The organism is Alteromonas sp. 76-1 (assembly GCF_900654235.1).
Classification (GTDB): Bacteria; Pseudomonadota; Gammaproteobacteria; order Enterobacterales; family Alteromonadaceae; genus Alteromonas; species Alteromonas naphthalenivorans.
Map to the genome: position 1 here is coordinate 2152469 of NZ_LR136958.1, position 17004 is coordinate 2169472.

Below are 17004 nucleotides of genomic sequence, written 5' to 3' on the forward strand. Positions count from 1 at the left end.
CAGATTGATTTAAATAGAAAGTGTATTGCCCGATGCTTAGTCTTTACACTATGATGCGTATCCTATTCTTCAAATTTCTCAGGAAGCTTTTATGATCAGTGTGTTTGGTCGCTGGTACCGACGCAAATTTTCCGATCCTGATGCAGCTATGCTGCTTATACTCATACTTATTACAACCGCCGCGCTGCTTTTGTGGGGCGAGCTTATCATGCCTGTTTTAGTGGCAGCCATTGTGGCTTATTTACTTGATTGGCCGGTTACCCACCTTGTTAGATTCGGCGTAAGCCGTGCTATTGCTTGCGGCATCGTATTGATGGGGTTCATTACCCTCGTCATTTTCATGTTGATTGGTTTAGTGCCCATTGTCACTCGGCAAAGCATTAATCTTATTCAAGAAACCCCTTTAATATGGCAAAAGGCCCAAGATTGGATCTTAACCTTGCCAGAAAAATACCCAGACTACGTGCAGGTTTACCAAATTCATCAAATGATGGAAGGGCTAAACGACAAACTTGTTGGTGTAGGCGAAACATTAATATCAGCTTCTTTTAGCAATATTGCGAATGTGGCTGCGCTACTAGTTTATGCGGTGCTTGTGCCTTTAATGGTGTTTTTCATGTTGAAAGACAAAATGTATTTCTTAGAAAGCATTTCTAACTTGTTGCCTAAAGAGCGCCGATTAATTACGCAAGTTGGCCATGAAATGAATTCACAAATTGCCAATTACATTCGCGGCAAAGTAATAGAAATTGTGATTGTTAGCTTAGTGTCGTGCGTGACCTTTGCCTTCATGGATTTACGTTATGCTATTTTGCTTGGCGTATTGGTAGGTATTTCTGTACTAATTCCTTACATAGGCGCAGCGGTAGTTACCATTCCTGTTGCTATAGTTGCATTGTTTCAATGGGGCTTAACGCCTGATTTCTGGTATTTGTTTATTGCCTATTCGATTATTCAGGCATTAGATGGAAACTTATTAGTGCCTTTGCTCTTCTCTGAAGCAGTAAGCCTGCACCCACTGTATATCATTATTGCTGTGCTGGTATTTGGCGGCCTTTGGGGCTTCTGGGGCGTTTTCTTTGCTATACCGTTGGCAACATTGGTAAAAGCAGTAATAACGGCGTGGTCGAGTAATCCTGCTGGATTACCGGTGGCTGAAAGTAAATAAGCTGTACATATTTACAATCCAGTGAAATAAAAAAGGCGGTAGTGTGAACTACCGCCTTTTTTGTCAGCTTTGCATCAATCTTTTTATCAATATTAAATCGATATCAAACCGCTAACGAAATACGTTTATAAAGAGTTACTTGTTATCGGCCAAGTAATCTAACACCACTGTGTGATGCTCTTTGGTTTTAAACTTATTAAAAACGTGTTCAATAACGCCGTTTTCGTCTACTAAAAAGCTCATGCGGTGAATGCCGTCATACTCTTTACCCATGAATTTTTTCAAACCCCATACGCCAAAAGCGTCTGCTACGGCGTGGTCTTCGTCAGACAACAAAGTAAAGTTTAGGCTTTCCTTTTCAGCAAATTTTGGCAAGCGTTTAACCGCATCAGGGCTAATACCCATTACTTCCACATTCAAGCCGTCTAACGCCTCTTTACTGTCGCGTAAGCCTTGTGCTTGCACGGTGCAACCTGGTGTCATCGCCTTAGGGTAAAAGTAAACCAGTACTTTTTTACCTAGGTAATCTGATAACGTAATGGTTTCATCATTTTGGTTTTGAAGTGAAAACTGTGGTGCTTTATCACCAGCTTGAAGCGTGTTCATTAGATTCCTTAATATGTTTGTCTACAACTTTACCGGTTACATTGAGTTCTTCAAACAACGCGGTTAGTTCTGATTCTAGAGCAGCAAAATCTTCCGAGGCGGGCATGTTCACAACAAACTTGCATCGCATACATTCGTTTTTACACTCGGCCGCTTTGTACGTGGCTTGTCTAAATGCACTGATTGACGCGTTACGTTTTGCGAAAAAGCCCGTCACTGCCTCAATAAGGCCAGCGGTATCTTCGCCGCTGAATTCAACGTGAAATAAGTGATCGAGATTTTGCTTTTCGTGGTGACTGGTACGTTTCATCATGGAAAGCAGATCGAGACGCTGACAAAGGGGAGGCACAGTACACTCAGCGCGAGTAATGGCTGACTGCGAGCCTTCTAAAATCATAGTGAGTGAAAACTCTTGGCCATAAATAGCTTGCCGACTATCTAAAATGTTGCACTGGGCTTCTGATACCGTGGATGCAATTTCACTTAATATACCCGTTTTATCTGAACCTAAAATGGTCACAATCAGTTGTTGCTGAGACATTAAAACCTACATCACAAGAAACGTATTGCGTGATGGTAGCATAGAGTTTTTTTTTAGTACCAGCGGCTTTTTGTAGTATTGATACAGATTATTGTCAAATTCTTGGCATTTAGGCGTGAGATAGCTTGTGTTTAGCTACCGACATATTTACCATGTGCGCTCATATTTTGCGGAGAGATTATGTTTACTGGTAGTTACGTAGCACTCGTCACGCCGATGTTTGAAAACGGCGACATCGATTACAAGTCACTTGAGAAGCTAGTGCGCTTTCATGTTGAACAAGGCACACATGGTATTGTGTCTGTTGGCACCACTGGCGAGTCGGCCACCTTACCGTTTGATGAACACGTAAACGTAGTTAAAGAGACCGTTGCTATGGTGTCTGGCGCTATTCCTGTTATTGCAGGTAGTGGCGCAAACTCAACTGCCGAAGCGATTTTTCTTACCCAACAATTGGGGGCGGCCGGTATCGACGGCTTCTTAAGTGTAGTTCCTTACTACAACAAGCCTCAACAAGCAGGCATGGTGGCACACTTCAACGCCATTGCTGATGCCAGCGATTTACCGGTGTTGTTATACAATGTACCGGGTAGAACCGTTGCTGACATGCTGCCTGAAACCGTTGCCGAACTTTCATCTCACAAAAACATTGTTGGATTAAAAGACGCAACCGGTGATATTGCTCGCCTTAAAGCAACACAAGCACTCGTACCTTCAGACTTCGTTTTACTCAGTGGCGATGACGGCACAAGTTGTGAGTTCATGTGTGAAGGCGGTCATGGTGTTATTTCTGTGACAGCAAACGTGGTACCTAAGGCTATTGCACAAATGTGCGAAGCCGCTTTAGCAAAAGATTTTGATAAATGTCGCACTATAGATGAAAGCATCGAATTGCTTCACAGCGCGCTATTTATCGAGCCTAATCCAGTTATTCCAAAGTGGGCTTTATACAAAATGGGCATGATGGAAAGTGCACAAATGCGATTACCTATGGTTTTACCGGAACTTGTAAGCCAAAAACATATCGAAGAACTATTACAAAAATACGCATTGATTTCGGGTTAATAAGGAACACAGATGAATAGAACGCTGGCTATAGTGAGTTCGATGGTAGTAATCGCACTTGCAGGTTGTTCAAGCCAAACAGATAGAAAGACGGCTTCAGGAACGTACAAGTACTTAGAAACAAAAGAACAAACCTCAGTACGTGTTCCAGCCGACTTAGATGCGCCCACTTTTTCTAGAGAGTTTGCAGTACCTGAATTAGACGAAAGCGTAGATGAAAGTCTTGTTGGAAAGAAATTACTTGTGCAGTCTCCTGCATTGGTATTGCCGCTTGTTACTGGTTCACACGTTGAAGAAGGCAAAAGCACAGCAACAATTTGGTTTGACCAAGTTGATGATAGCCAGCCGTTAAGCCAAGCCGTGTGGAATTCTTTGTTAAGCTTCCTAGAAGAACAAGGCATTGGCGTAGATTTCTTCGATCCTGAACAGCAAGTGTTAAACACTGACTGGATGATTATCAAAAAAGAAGTGGATAGCCCTTGGTACAGCTGGACCAGCACCGAAAGTGAAGTGGGTCGCCGCTTTGAATTCGTTCTAGACGTAAAACCTCACGGTAGAACGGCAGCGCTTTCTGTTGATTTAAAAGACTACATGGCCACTACTGGTGACGATGTTGTTGCAGAAATTTCTAGCATGCAAGAGCGCCGCGAAGAAGTAGACGTACTGAACCAAGTGATTGGTCATTACGAATACCAAATTCAGTTACAAGAAACCCGCCGTATTGCACGTATTCGCCAAGGCTTAAATACCGAAATGGGCTTTAACGATGACGGCAACCCCGCATTTATGGTGGATGCACAGTACGACGTGGTATGGCCACGTATGTTGCTAGTATTGCGTAAACTTGGTTTCGACGTAAAAGATTTAGACAAATCAAACGGCTTACTGTTTGTTACCTATAATGGTAGTGACACGGGTTGGTGGGGCGGCTTGTTCTCCAGCGACAACGAGTTACTTGAAAAAGGTGACTACCGTTTAAAAGTTTCACGTGCCGGTGAGAAACGCAGTTCAGTGACTTTCATGAATAATGAAAGCGAACCTTTTGAAGCCAATCAGGTTTCAGACCTTTACGGCGCATTTGCCGAGGTCATGTCAGAAGATAACCTTGATATATAATTGAGACTGAGAATGGAAAAACGTGACGAGCTTTACCGCGGTAAAGCAAAAACTGTGTATTTTACCGATGACAGCGATAAGTTAATTCTGCATTTCAGAAACGACACATCAGCTTTCGATGGTGAAAAAATTGAACAGCTAGACCGTAAAGGCGAAGTGAATAACAAGTTTAACCATTTTATTATGACTAAACTTGAAGAAGCAGGTATTGCTACGCAAGTAGAAGCCTTGCTTTCTGACACTGAATCTTTAGTTAAAAAGCTAGACATGATCCCAGTGGAATGTGTTGTTCGTAACCTAGCGGCTGGCTCTTTGGTTCGTCGCCTTGGTGTAGAAGAAGGGCAAACGTTGGCACCGCCTGTGTTTGAATTCTTCCTCAAAAACGACGCACTGCACGACCCTATGATTAACGATTATCATATTGTGTCATTTGGTTGGGCGACTGAAGCGCAAATTGCTGAAATGAAGTCGTTAACGTTTAAAGTAAATGCCGTACTTAAATCGCTGTTTGATGAAGCAGGCATGTTGCTAGTAGATTACAAACTTGAATTCGGTGTTGATCCTGATGGCAACATTGTTTTAGGTGATGAATTTACCCCTGACGGTTGCCGCTTGTGGGACAAAGAAACCCGTAAGAAAATGGATAAAGACCGTTTCAGACAAGGCCTAGGCTCAGTAGTTGAAACTTACATTGAAGTTGCAGAACGCTTAGGTGTTTCACTGTAACTTACATAGTAATGTAAAGATTGAACGAAAAAAGGACCCATTGCGGTCCTTTTCTTTTGCCTGTAAAAAGGTAAATTAAACAACACTTTGATTAACAGAGCTTTGATTAACAGAGATTTGATTAAACAACACTTTATTTAAAATAGCCTTGTTCAAAAAGAGCTTTGTGCATTTTATATAAAGCTAAATGCACAACTAAACGTTATAAAATTATCATCATTATAAAAAGGGCTTTTATGTATACGCTGCTGGAGAAAACGAATGGGTAACCCGTACGGATTAGTGTGTATTGCCATGCTGGCGTTTGCGGCCAATTCGTTATTATGCCGAATGGCATTGGCTAATACCGATATCGACCCGGGTCTTTTCACCACAATACGCTTAGCCAGTGGCGCATTGTGTTTAGCCCTTTTAGTGGCCTTTACTGCCCGCCGTTCATCAAAAAACACCCGCCCAATAGCAGCAATTAAACAACAAGCATCAATAGCAGGGGCGTTAAGCCTATTTATTTATGCTATTGCATTTTCTTATGCGTATATCTCGATGTCGACAGGCACAGGCGCGTTGCTACTGTTTGGGGCGGTGCAGCTCACTATGATTTCAGTAGGCTTATTAAAAGGCGAACGCTTTGCTTCGTTTCAGTGGCTAGGGTTTTTACTGGCTTTTGCAGGCTTAGTTATCTTGCTGCTTCCAGGGGCTAGTGCGCCACCATTGTTTTCAGCTTTATTAATGATAAGCGCCGGTATTGCATGGGGTTTTTATTCTTTACTAGGTAAAAAGAGTAATGCGCCCTTATTGCTCACGGCGGGTAACTTTTTATATGCCACGCTTCTTACCCTGCCTTTAATTGTTTGGTTATGGGTAACCGATACCTGGCAATGGAGCAACGATGGGGTGTTATTTGCGCTGGCATCTGGAATAGTGGCATCTGGTTGTGGCTATGCCATTTGGTACAAGGCATTACCTTTAATTCAATCGACAACGGCTGCCACCGTTCAGTTAAGTGTTCCGGTTATTGCTACGCTGATGGGCTGGGCGTTTCTTGCCGAAGCCATTAGCGTACAAATTATGGTTGCCTCTTTAATGACATTAGGCGGTATTTGGTTGGTTATTAAAATGCGCAAAGCTTAGTTAAACGAAGCTGTGTTAAACGAAGCCTAGTTTAGGGAAGCCTAATTTAAGAGAGAAGTACGCCTGCTGGACACTACTAATAAAAGGCAAAGTAGCAGTAATTGGCAAAGCATGTTAAAAAGTAGTTAAATGTAGATGTCGATGAACTGGGTTGTTATCCCATTAGCCTCTGCGCCTATACGGAGCCTCAGCGCCTATACAAAGCCGCAGCGCTGATATGAGCGGCAACTCAGACTAAAAACCGCAGCTTCGACCATTACTATAAAGGATTAACGTGGGCTTATTGACTAACATTCGGCGTGCACTAATTGCTTCTAAATTCCAGCGTAAAGACTTAAAAATTATTGAGGCTATTCCATGCGAAAGGTTTGCCACCATTGTTTTCGACTTTAAAGATAAAGGCTGGGAATTAACTGATGCTAGAGGCGAACTAGATGTAAGCCGTGACAGTTGGCAGGGCAAGCTTCGAAAAGGAACCAGTACACTAACTTGCACATGGAGTAAGGATGACCAAGGCGAGATAGTGGGCTTAACCCGCATTGTTGAGGGCATAGCGAAAGACTACAACTTAAAAGTGCAATCTACGCCTAGTCGATAACCCATGCCGATAAGCTGAGCTTTTGGTTTTCAACACATAAAAAAATGACGTAAATAAGCATAAGGGAAACAAAGCTTATCTACGTCATTTATCAACTGATGGAGCTGTAATGAGAGCGGTTACGTTATAGCGGTTACGTCATAGTGGTTGAGTGAACAACACGCTATTACCATTTTCCATTGCAGCCATCTTTTCTAGCTTTCTACTACAAAGCTTTTAACTATAAAACCTAGAAGCGGTAAGACGCCGACACTCTAAAGCGGCGCGGTGCACCTGGCTCAACCCATACATCGGCAAAAGAGTTGGTGTAGTGCTCTTTATCGAAAAGGTTGTCTACTTCTGCACGTACCACTAAGTTTTCAACCGGTTCAATTTGCGCAAATGCGCGCACGGTAGTGTAACTAGGTAAATAGAAGTCTGTTGCTGTTTGGCCTAAACGCTCATCAACGTACAACAAACCAGTGCCTAGGCGAACCGGCATATCTGAAACCATAAGGCTTTTGCCTACTTGAACGCTAAGCTGATTTTCAGGCACGTTAATTAGCGGGTCGCCCGCTTCAATAGCCGCCACAAAGTTAGCGTCAGCCGCATCGTTGGTACTTTCTGCATCGATATACGCGTAAGACACCCACAACGCAATGCCATTGCTGAACTCAGCGTTAATATCTAGTTCAACACCACGACTGCGCGCTTCACCGCCAGGGGTTAAAAAGAAACCGTCAGACGCTTCATCGCTGCTATCGAACACCAAAATATTGCTTTGATCGATATTAAAGATAGACAGAGTGATATCGCCGCGAATATTGTTAAACAACGACGTTAGGTCGGTTTTAACACCCACTTCGGTAGACTCAGATTGGTTTGGTTCAAAAGGATTACCTGCATAATCAGAACCCGTAAGTTGGCGGAAGCCTTCACCGTACGTGGCGTAAAAACTAATGCTGTCATCAAGTAAATACACTGCACCTAACTGAGGTGAAAATTGGGTGTCATCTTGCGAGGTAATGGCTACCGGATCGCTTAAGCGGTTTTGAATTTCTTGTTCAAATTTGTCAATTCGACCACCAAAGCGCACTTGAAATTTATCGGTAATGTTCACTTGGTCTTGAATGTACATTCCCCACGCTTCTTGGGTTTCAAGGCGGTTTAGGTTGTCTGACAATTCAACATCAGCCACAGGCGAGTAATCTGGGTTAAGAATATCTACCACAAGATATTGGCTTAAATCCAAATCGTTAATGTCTGTGTCGCCAGAAAAATAAGATGGGCGGTAGCGCAAGATAACCTGATCGTTTTCGAACTTATCGTAATCACCACCAATAATAACGCGATGGCTAATTGAACCCGTATCAAACTCACCGGCAATTTCGCCGCGCAGTACTACATAATCGGTTTCAAAGTCGCGGTAGCGTTTAAAGCGTGAAAGCAAGGTTTGATCTGGGTCGATAAACAAGGTTTGACGCCCTGCAAAGTTGGTTTCTAGTGCATTACCTTCAAAGGTAGTGTCACGCAGGCCAGCGCCGATAAGTAGGTTCCAGTCATCGTTGAGTTCGTGAGAAATCTCAAGCTGGTGACCAACCACGTCGGTAGTAATTCTATCGCCAGATGGGTCGCCCACGAAGGTTTCAATGGGCTGAATTCCTAACTTACCATCCACCGCAATAACACCACGGTCGAAGGGGATTTTTTGATTTGTGTGTTCAAGCTCGTAGGTAATACGGGTATCTTCAGAAAATTCCCAGGTAACAGAAGGGTAAAATCCTAACTTTTCGGTTTCTACCGTATCTCTGAAGCTTTCAGCGTCTTCGTAAAAGCCCACTAAGCGAACGCCAACATCTTCTTTTGCGCCCGCTACCGTTTGCACGTCAGCTTCAATGCGCATTTGATCCCAACTGCCATAAGTGGCTTTTACTTCGCCACCTGAAACAAATTGTGGGCGCTTGGTCACTAAGTTTACCGCACCGCCAGGTTCACCACGGCCAAATAAAGCCGCTTTAGGGCCTTTTAATACTTCCACATGGTCGATACCCGCCAAATCACGAGGGCCACCAAAGCCACGGCCAGCATTAAACCCATTTACCAAGAAACCACTTGGTAGGTTTTCATCACCAGAAAAACCACGAATGGCAAAACTATTCCACAATCCACCAAAGTTATTCTGCCTAGCTACCGAAGCAGAAAGATCTAATGCATCATTTAAGTTAATGGCACCTGCATCACCAATTAAGCCTAAGTCGATATCTTGCGCGGCGGCAGGCACTTCTTTGTATTCAAACGCACCTTGATAAGCGCGGTGCATGCCGTGTACCGTAATTTTCTCGACCTTTGCTTCTTCGTCTTTTTGAGACGAGCTTTGGTCATTTGTTTGAGCAAAAGCAGGGGCATTGAAAAATGCAGCAATACTGATGGCGAGTGTAGATTTCACCCAGTTATTTTTCATTGGTGTTTTCCTGTGTGTTCGTTCTTGTTGTAGTAAATGTTGTAGTAAATTGTGAAGTTGTAGTGAATTGTGGAAGCTGCTTAAGGCTGGCTTCTGTAAACTCAGGCGCAGCAAAAAGTTGTTGGTAATAAAACTCGCGCAAGGATGCGTGAAACGCGCGCACCTTATTTTCATAATCAATCATAGATTGCACGTTGGTGTTAGCGGTGTTCGACAACAAACGCTGGGTTAGCAACGAAGGCGATAACAAAGACACATAACCTGCCAGTTGGTTTTTTCTAAGGGTGGCTTGTTGATAAGCGTTAGAAAGTTCGCTTGCCCGTTCATCGCCAACTTGTTGAAAAGCGTAATACCATTTCCAGTTAAACGAACCATAACGTTCAGGATCGTACGCCGTGTAATCGGCCCATTGTGGGTGGGTTTCAATAAACTTTTCCCACGTGGCTTCTATCGGCTTATCCCAGGCGCCGTTTACCGCTTCACGTTGTGTAAGCACAATGTCGCCACCTTCCGGTGTATCGACAATCGCATTAATAACGGTATGACCGGTAACCGGCACTATTACGGTGGTAATAAGCCATACACCCAACATTAACGAGGCAAGGTGGGTGGCACTGTATTTAGCAAACCGTTGCGCCGCGCCAATTGCCAATACAATGGCAGACCACACGCTTATAGTACCCAGTACAATAACGCAGGCTAACAAGATAGAACGTAGCGATGCGCCATTTACAATGGCAAAGGCAATAAAAGGAATAAGTGTAACTAAGGCTAACGGCACCAGGGTAACTAGCGTACGCGAGGTCCATACCGCATGGCTATTGCGCGCCGTTACATTAAGTAAGTCGAAACGTCTGGCTTCACGCTCTTTTGCTTTTAAGTCGTACAGCAACAAAATAATAAATAGCGGTAATAACACGCTTACTACAAAGGCAAAATCGAAACGCCCTAAAAAGGCTAATTCTGGGTTGTCGGTGTCGCTTTCGTATATTTGGCCTTCAAGGGCTAACATACGTATACGATGTTTCCACGGAAACACATCACGTTCACCCACAACAGCAAAGGCGAGGGGCGAAGGCGGCGCATAGGTTAGGTGAAAGGCGTAATACGCCACCATGCCATAGCTATTTTGATGGGAAAGCACCGCTTCACGCTCTACAGTGTCTTTTTCTAATAAGCGTTCAATAGTAGCTTGTTGCGCCTGCATTTCAGCATGCCCCGACCACAAGGCTACCGTGCTTAATAGAAATACCACCAACAAGGTTAATTTGAATTGGCGATGTGCAAACACAAACCCCGCTTCGCGCTTAATATCGTTAAACCGCATCATGGGTTTAGCCTCCTTACTGCAAGATTAAGAAGTAGTACAGCAACACCCACCCAAAGAAGAAGTTGTAAACAGTACATGGCAGCACTGCTTAAGCGCGCTGTGGGGGCTTCGGGCTGGAAACTAAATTCAGACAATACTGCCCAGTTACTGGCCTGTACTACCGCTTTATCTGCGGCTTCTTCGCTAGCATTGCGGTTCATATCAAGTTTGTAATCAAGCTTTTCTACGTGCACTTTGTTTAAGCCTTGTACAAACTGCATACGTAGCATTTCGGCTTCACGCAAAAAACGGTGGTGAGTTTCAATACTGGTGCCCGCAAGCAGCGTAGAGAATGAACGCAGTGCCACGGTAGGGGAAAGCCAGCCAAACTGCCTTGCAATACGGGCTTGGGCTAGTTCTTCTTGCATGCGGCTTTCTGCAAATTCATTAATGACAACCGCTTGGCGCTGTTCAGAATATTGCGCCACTATGCCTCGAAAGTTCACGGGTAGGTCGTCTACCGAATCGACATTGTATTTATCGAGAAGGTCTTGTTTAAGCTTAACAAATGCCGGATCGTTAACATCGTGACCATCGCCTAAGCTTCGAAGCTTTTCTTCTACTTTAAAGTCGGCTTCTAACTTACCAATAGAGGGCTCTATACTGGTCGCCACACTGCTGCCCATTCTAGGTAACAATATGCAAGCGCTCATCCATATAACGATAAGCACGGTAAAGCTGGCACTGCTTTTTTCAAATAACGTAGAGCAGGCGGTAACCACCACAGCCCACAACATGAAGTAGAGCATGTAACCTAAACAAAAAAGCGTTACCACTAAGGCACTTTCATTGGAAAAGGCGACATACACGCAAGCTAATAACAAGGGCAGTAAAAAAACACCGCTAGCCAGCATTAATGCCACCAGTTTTCCAAGCACCAATTGCCAACGGCTAGCGCCTTGGGTAAGTAATAAAGTGAGTGTGCCTGCTTCACGTTCCCGTGAAACACTGCCGTAGCCAATAAGAATAATAAACAGTGGCGCTAACACCAACGCCAAAAAGCTTGGCGTTAAGCTACTAAAACGGGTAAGCCCTGCAGACTGACGCTGCTCGGCAAACATGGCACTGTTTTGCCTGTGGCCTTCCAAGAAAATAGCGTTACCTGTGTACGTGTCTACACCCGGTTCTATTACGCTAAGCGGGGTAGGCGTACGAAACACATAATGCCCGTAATGCACCATGCGGTGCGGATGTTTGTCGGGCTGCGATAAAAAGCGTTCTTCAGCTTCATGTTGAAGGTGTTCTCTGGCGTGCGCTGCCTCTTCAATATGAAAGCTATTTACCACAAGTGCAGCAAGGGTAAGTACACTGCCCAAAATTAATACCGTGGTGGCAACTTTGGTTCGCAGCCAATAACGCCACTGTTCGGCGCAAATGGTTTTTATTGTATTGTTCATATTCATTTGCGCCCAGCAAAGGCTGCGTGAACGGCTTCGGTATCGATAGGCGTATCGCCCGAACGTTCAAACGAACCAGTAAGCTTGCCGTTACTTAGTAACACAATGCGGTGCGCAACCTGACAAGCCCCATATACATCGTGGGTTACCATAAATATGGTGGCACCATTGTTTGCTAATTCAGACACTAGCGAGTTAAATTCATCAATAGCAGCAGGGTCGAGGCCAGAGGTAGGTTCATCTAAAAACAGCACTGGGGCATTACGAAGAATGGCTAATGCAATGGCGGTTTTCTGCCTCATCCCTTTTGAGTAGTTCGACAACGTGTTGTGCCAGGCATTTTCTTGAAGCGCTACTTTTTTAAGTGCTTCATGAATAGCATCGTCCGTTTTTTCGACACCCGCAACCGACAAAAAGTAGCGAATATTCTCATACCCTGAAAGGTGACCATAAAGCGTGACCGACTCCGGTAAATAAGCCACCGACTTTTGCACTTCATTGGTATTGTCTGCTACCGACATGCCCATAACAGACGCTGTGCCAGCGCTAGGTTTCATTAACCCTAAAAAGGTTTTAAGGGTTGTGGATTTACCCGCACCGTTTCCACCAAGAAGGGCAAACACTTCACTTTTGCCTACTTCAAAATTAAGGTTATCAAGAATAGTACGTTGGCCTATACGTACCGATAATTCACTAGCACTAATTACAGATTTTGATGTCATTGATTTACGGTATAAAGTCGAAAGTTGGCGATATGTTATATTGTAACAAATGTGATGTGAAATATTTTTTGCATTTTTCGTTTGTATAGCCACGAAGCGATTGGTAAATGACTAATTGGTGGTGCTTAGATGGCTAGTTATTGGTGCGTAGCTGGGTAGTAAGTAAAGAGTTGAGGCTAGTAAATAGCCATTCTTATAGCGCTATATCATTGAACAAAATAGGCATTTCATAGACGTGAACATGACTTGCTATTATCTTGTTGTTATTCAGCGTTTAAGAGTATGTTGTAGTGTATATTTTGTATGGTTCTGAAGTGTCTTTGTATACGGGTAAAATTCGTGCTTACCTTAACTATAAGCAACTGCCTTTTACCGAAGTGCTGTCTACCGTATCGGTATACAAAAAAATCATTCGCCCGAAAACCGGTGTTACCTTTATTCCGGTGGTAAAAACACCTTCAGACGAATACTTACAAGATACCGCCCGCATTATTGATTACTTTGAAGCGCAGGCTCGGGCTAATACACAGGCAGATACCAACACCAATAATCTATCAGTAGTGCCCAACACTCCGGCACAGCACCTTGTAAGCGAACTGTTCGCCCTATGGGGAGACGAATGGCTGGTTATTCCCGCCATGCACTACCGTTGGAACAAAGATAACTTTCCTTTTATATACGAAGAGTTTGGGCAAGTAGTTACCCCTAAAGCCCCAAAATTTGTTAAAGCGTATTTTGGAAAGAAACTAGCCAAAAAGTTTCAAGGGTTTGTGCCACTGTTAGGCATTACCGAGAAAAGCATTCCCTATATTGAAGACTGGTACGAAAACACCGTTCTGCATTACTTAAACGAACATTTCGCTACCCATAAATATTTGCTGGGCGATAAACCCTGCACTGGCGACTTTGGTTTATTAGGCCCATTGTATGCTCATTTATACCGCGACCCTGCACCAAAACAATTAATGGATAAGTTAGCACCCAATGTTGCCGCCTGGGTTAAGCGAATGAATAACCCAGGCGCTGCTGCCAGTAACGATAATAACCCTGCCAGCAACCCTGCCTTTTTAGAAAACGACGAAATACCTGCAACCTTATTGCCACTGTTAAAAGACATGTTTGCTCAGCAATGGCCGGTGTTGAAAAACACTTCAGAAGCGTTAGCTGATTGGCGAGAGAAGAATGCGAGTAATGAAAATACTTCGTGCTTTATTCCAAGAACAATAGGGCAGCACACTTTCAAAATAGGGCGGGGCGAAGCTGAAAATGTAGAAGAGCAACGTTTTATATTCAGCTTTCATCAATACAAATTGCAACGTGTATTAGATGTGTTTAATAGCACTGAACAGCCCAGCTCAGAATTGACGAAATTGTTAGAAGAAGTAGGGGGTTTGGAATATATGCAACTGGACGTGAATGAGCGTGTTGCTTTTGAGGGGAATAGGTTGGTGTTTGAGTGAGTTGGTTTGTTTGTTTTTATACAGTTTGTTGCGGTTTTGGTGTTGTTGGAAATAAAAAGGAATCATTCCGGAATGTGGCGGCGGCTTTGAAAGCTTGGATTATAATCTATTGATAATAGGTTGTTTTCGTGCGAAAGTTTGTGGATTAGGGAAAAGATGTACGGAAACTTTCCATCTTGTATAAGGGATTTTTTCCATATAATCAGCTGTTAGCCACTTCAAGGATACATACGAGAAAGTTCATGGAATATTTAACCGATTGGAAGTTTTGGTCAGCATTTATAGCACTGGTTGCTCTAGTGCTATCTCAGTTGCCTCCAATACATATTTTAATACGTCGTCCTAAACTTGAACTGGAGGCATATCAACGGATATTTGTAAACCATAAAATTGGTAGTCCTAATTTACAATGCCATTTAATTATCAGAAATGCCGGTCGAGGTACCATTCGAATCAAAGGTATTCAGTGCTGTATAAAACGAGATGGGAAAGAAGTTATGTCTTTTCCAGCCCAAAATTACATTGTAAAGCCTAGTGAAAATCAATGGGTTTTGTTCACAGGTTTTGAACTTAATCCACTAGAAGAATGGTCACATACGCTACAATTTTTTAATTTCGCTGAGCGCGAAGACGAAAAGTTGTATCAACAGTCTGAAATCAATTTAAAAAACGAGATCGCTAGAATAAAAGAAGAAAAAGGAGAGAAGTTTTTTGCAATTGCCAGCGATTCAGCGGTAAAGCCATTTCTAGATATGTTTGAAAAGCACTTCTGCTGGCTACCCGGTGATTACTCAATGGAGATTTCGGTGATCACTAATAACCCAAAAGTAACAGCTATAGCATCTTACCGGTTCACACTTTTTGAGTCGCAATCAGAAACACTAAAAGAGCACAAATTGGGTTACCCAAGTGGCGCTGCAATTTATTGGGAATCTCAGAACTATCTAGGTCAATGGATAAACATCGAGGAAAAAAGCGGCTAACAAACCACTCAAGGCTCTCGCTTCGCTCGCTGGGACGCTAACACATGGGCTGCGTCACTTCGTTCCTGATTTTAGCCCATGTATTATCGCCCCTTAGTGGGGCGTTGGTATGACTCCCCTTGTCAATAAAAACCGAGCGTAACCCTGACACTCTTTCAGCCCATAATTAGCTTTGTTTCTATCTCATAATAAATGAGTTAACGCACCGGATGAGGCAGTAATGTCGTCGGTTGGTATGCTGGTATTCGTAGGTTACTTATTCATTGAATAAGCAGAGCTGACCTTACATGTTCCGCCGTAGCACCTTCTCTTCAGTCTAGGCTCGTGGGTCAATCACGGTTAGGTAATTGCCATCATAACGCCCTCGTAGGTTGTGCCACATCCCGCGGCCTGATCCGAACGCGTTAACTCAAACTCGCTTATCATGCTGGTACTCGGCTTAACCGTAGTTTTGGATTAATTGGCGTGAGCACCACTTCTTTGGCGATAGCCCAGATGTATGCTGCCATTTCTCTAGCTATCGCCGTGATGATTAAATTGTAGTGTTTGCCTTTTTTACTCATACGCTGATAGCGTTTGCACAGACGCAGCTGTGCTTTCCAAGCGATATCGACAATATCTTTGGGTAAGCCTTCCTGCCTTAACTGTAATTCGGTAGAGATGTTCGCCGGATAACGATAACTATGTGCGCCCTCAATAAGTAAACGCCTAGCTCTACCATTCCCACATTTGGTTATTGCGCCTAAGTGCCGCTTTCCGCCTGAGGAATGCTCGCTTGGTACCAAACCTAAATAGGCCATGAGCTTTCTAGGATGGTCGAAGCGGTGTAAATCTCCAAGTTCAGCTACCACGCCAACCGCCACTAGCAGCCTCACACCACGCATGGCTTGGATTGCTTTAACAACAGGATAATAGCGCCACTGGTGTACATGATGGGTTAGCTCATTATCTAGCCTTTCTAACCGACGAATCCGCTCTTCAATAGTCTGCAGCTGTTCCTGCAATACGATTTGCTACGCCGGATGAGGTAATATTAGTTCGGTCAGCCACCGCAGATGTTTTTTCGACCAATTTGCCGTACCTTCGTAACGAATATTATTTCGAAGCAACAGCGCTTTGAGTTGGTACTTGGCTTCTTTTAAATCCTTCATTGCCGCTTCGCGAGCGCGGGATAAGTCACGTACCGCTTCATCTTCAGGCTCAGGAACATAGATAGGTGTAAGATCTTCCGACTTTAGCAACTTCACTAATTTAAGTGCATCACGGCGATCAGTCTTAATCCGTTCACCAGGCTTTTTGGGTATAAGGGACGGCGCTACAACATAGCAACAATGCCCTAAACTTGTTATCAACCGATAAATCCAGTAGCCACAAGGTCCTGCTTCGTAAACCACATGAATTGTCGCGCCCGGATACTTCGATTCAAACTGACGAATGAGCTTTTTGACGCTGACTTTTGAAGAAGGAATGCGGCCATAGTGCACCGCACTTGCTCCACGCTGCTCTTCACAATAAGCCACTTCATGGAATTCTTTGTGAGTATCTAATCCTAAAAAAATTATGCTATGTTTGTTCATGCTAGCCTCCAAATGATTTAGTCTTAAGCAAACTAATTATGGCACTGGCTTTTTAAGCTAACCCACGAAAATGCGGAGGCTAGCATTTCACAGGGAGTCATTGTG

The 17004-nt window shown here is 43.7% G+C and carries 14 protein-coding genes and 1 pseudogene; 8 read left to right on the forward strand and 7 right to left on the reverse strand.

Annotation, left to right across the window (positions count from 1 at the left end; translation table 11 throughout):
• The first annotated feature begins 91 nt into the window (after positions 1 to 91).
• On the forward strand, positions 92 to 1168 hold the full coding sequence (locus tag ALT761_RS09090) for an AI-2E family transporter (protein ID WP_013784235.1): 1077 nt from the start codon (positions 92 to 94) through the stop codon (positions 1166 to 1168).
• 135 nt (positions 1169 to 1303) lie between these two features.
• Here ALT761_RS09090 and bcp read toward each other — a convergent pair whose 3' ends face one another.
• Both bcp and ALT761_RS09100 read right to left on the reverse strand, forming a co-directional pair.
• The gene (gene bcp / locus ALT761_RS09095) at positions 1304 to 1774 is read right to left on the reverse strand and encodes a thioredoxin-dependent thiol peroxidase (RefSeq protein ID WP_013784234.1); all 471 of its coding nucleotides are present in this window, start codon (positions 1772 to 1774) and stop codon (positions 1304 to 1306) included.
• Positions 1752 to 2315: a glycine cleavage system protein R gene (locus tag ALT761_RS09100; protein ID WP_013784233.1), complete on the reverse strand. Its 564-nt coding sequence runs from the start codon at positions 2313 to 2315 to the stop codon at positions 1752 to 1754. Before ALT761_RS09100 ends, bcp begins: the two co-directional genes overlap by 23 nt.
• A gap of 180 nt (positions 2316 to 2495) precedes the next feature.
• Between ALT761_RS09100 and dapA the strand changes: the two genes are divergently transcribed.
• The 5 genes from dapA (at position 2496) to ALT761_RS09125 (ending at position 6951) form a co-directional block, all read left to right on the forward strand.
• The gene (gene dapA, locus ALT761_RS09105) at positions 2496 to 3380 is read left to right on the forward strand and encodes a 4-hydroxy-tetrahydrodipicolinate synthase (protein WP_013784232.1); all 885 of its coding nucleotides are present in this window, start codon (positions 2496 to 2498) and stop codon (positions 3378 to 3380) included.
• A 12-nt stretch (positions 3381 to 3392) separates the two neighbouring features.
• The gene (gene bamC, locus ALT761_RS09110) at positions 3393 to 4496 is read left to right on the forward strand and encodes an outer membrane protein assembly factor BamC (RefSeq protein WP_129738154.1); all 1104 of its coding nucleotides are present in this window, start codon (positions 3393 to 3395) and stop codon (positions 4494 to 4496) included.
• 12 nt (positions 4497 to 4508) lie between these two features.
• On the forward strand, positions 4509 to 5222 hold the full coding sequence (purC, locus tag ALT761_RS09115; RefSeq protein WP_013784230.1) for a phosphoribosylaminoimidazolesuccinocarboxamide synthase: 714 nt from the start codon (positions 4509 to 4511) through the stop codon (positions 5220 to 5222).
• A 261-nt stretch (positions 5223 to 5483) separates the two neighbouring features.
• Positions 5484 to 6353: a DMT family transporter gene (locus ALT761_RS09120; protein WP_129738156.1), complete on the forward strand. Its 870-nt coding sequence runs from the start codon at positions 5484 to 5486 to the stop codon at positions 6351 to 6353.
• A gap of 283 nt (positions 6354 to 6636) precedes the next feature.
• Positions 6637 to 6951, forward strand: a complete 315-nt coding sequence (locus ALT761_RS09125) for a hypothetical protein (RefSeq protein WP_129738158.1) — start codon at positions 6637 to 6639, stop codon at positions 6949 to 6951.
• Positions 6952 to 7180: 229 nt separating this feature from the next.
• On the opposite strand, the gene ALT761_RS09130 is transcribed toward ALT761_RS09125, so the two are convergent.
• The 4 genes from ALT761_RS09130 to ALT761_RS09145 are packed head-to-tail and all read right to left on the reverse strand — an operon-like array spanning position 7181 to position 12879.
• Entirely contained in the window at positions 7181 to 9391 is a 2211-nt protein-coding gene (locus ALT761_RS09130) for a TonB-dependent siderophore receptor (RefSeq protein ID WP_129738160.1), read from the reverse strand.
• Entirely contained in the window at positions 9381 to 10721 is a 1341-nt protein-coding gene (locus ALT761_RS09135) for a DUF3526 domain-containing protein (RefSeq protein ID WP_129738162.1), read from the reverse strand. Before ALT761_RS09135 ends, ALT761_RS09130 begins: the two co-directional genes overlap by 11 nt.
• On the reverse strand, positions 10718 to 12163 hold the full coding sequence (locus ALT761_RS09140; protein ID WP_172602867.1) for an ABC transporter permease: 1446 nt from the start codon (positions 12161 to 12163) through the stop codon (positions 10718 to 10720). The genes ALT761_RS09135 and ALT761_RS09140 overlap by 4 nt, the downstream gene beginning before the upstream one ends.
• Positions 12160 to 12879: an ABC transporter ATP-binding protein gene (locus ALT761_RS09145; protein WP_129738166.1), complete on the reverse strand. Its 720-nt coding sequence runs from the start codon at positions 12877 to 12879 to the stop codon at positions 12160 to 12162. Before ALT761_RS09145 ends, ALT761_RS09140 begins: the two co-directional genes overlap by 4 nt.
• A 290-nt stretch (positions 12880 to 13169) precedes the next feature.
• Between ALT761_RS09145 and ALT761_RS09150 the strand changes: the two genes are divergently transcribed.
• Positions 13170 to 14339: a glutathione S-transferase family protein gene (locus tag ALT761_RS09150; protein ID WP_129738168.1), complete on the forward strand. Its 1170-nt coding sequence runs from the start codon at positions 13170 to 13172 to the stop codon at positions 14337 to 14339.
• A 242-nt stretch (positions 14340 to 14581) separates the two neighbouring features.
• Positions 14582 to 15322, forward strand: coding sequence for a hypothetical protein (locus tag ALT761_RS09155; RefSeq protein ID WP_129738170.1), 741 nt, complete (start codon positions 14582 to 14584; stop codon positions 15320 to 15322).
• Between the two features lie 422 nt (positions 15323 to 15744).
• Here the strand turns inward: ALT761_RS09155 and ALT761_RS09160 are convergent.
• Positions 15745 to 16899, reverse strand: a pseudogene (locus ALT761_RS09160) (IS110 family transposase).
• Positions 16900 to 17004 lie beyond the last annotated feature (105 nt).

Excerpts from the sequence above, each read along its gene's own strand:
- ALT761_RS09130 (WP_129738160.1), bottom strand. The coding sequence starts at position 9,391 with ATGAAAAATAACTGGGTGAAATCTACACTCGCCATCAGTATTGCTGCA.
- ALT761_RS09100 (WP_013784233.1), bottom strand. The coding sequence starts at position 2,315 with ATGTCTCAGCAACAACTGATTGTGACCATTTTAGGTTCAGATAAAACG.
- ALT761_RS09120 (WP_129738156.1), top strand. The coding sequence starts at position 5,484 with ATGGGTAACCCGTACGGATTAGTGTGTATTGCCATGCTGGCGTTTGCG.
- purC (WP_013784230.1), top strand. The coding sequence starts at position 4,509 with ATGGAAAAACGTGACGAGCTTTACCGCGGTAAAGCAAAAACTGTGTAT.
- dapA (WP_013784232.1), top strand. The coding sequence starts at position 2,496 with ATGTTTACTGGTAGTTACGTAGCACTCGTCACGCCGATGTTTGAAAAC.
- ALT761_RS09090 (WP_013784235.1), top strand. The coding sequence starts at position 92 with ATGATCAGTGTGTTTGGTCGCTGGTACCGACGCAAATTTTCCGATCCT.
- ALT761_RS09145 (WP_129738166.1), bottom strand. The coding sequence starts at position 12,879 with ATGACATCAAAATCTGTAATTAGTGCTAGTGAATTATCGGTACGTATA.
- bcp (WP_013784234.1), bottom strand. The coding sequence starts at position 1,774 with ATGAACACGCTTCAAGCTGGTGATAAAGCACCACAGTTTTCACTTCAA.
- ALT761_RS09155 (WP_129738170.1), top strand. The coding sequence starts at position 14,582 with ATGGAATATTTAACCGATTGGAAGTTTTGGTCAGCATTTATAGCACTG.
- bamC (WP_129738154.1), top strand. The coding sequence starts at position 3,393 with ATGAATAGAACGCTGGCTATAGTGAGTTCGATGGTAGTAATCGCACTT.
- ALT761_RS09135 (WP_129738162.1), bottom strand. The coding sequence starts at position 10,721 with ATGATGCGGTTTAACGATATTAAGCGCGAAGCGGGGTTTGTGTTTGCA.
- ALT761_RS09140 (WP_172602867.1), bottom strand. The coding sequence starts at position 12,163 with ATGAATATGAACAATACAATAAAAACCATTTGCGCCGAACAGTGGCGT.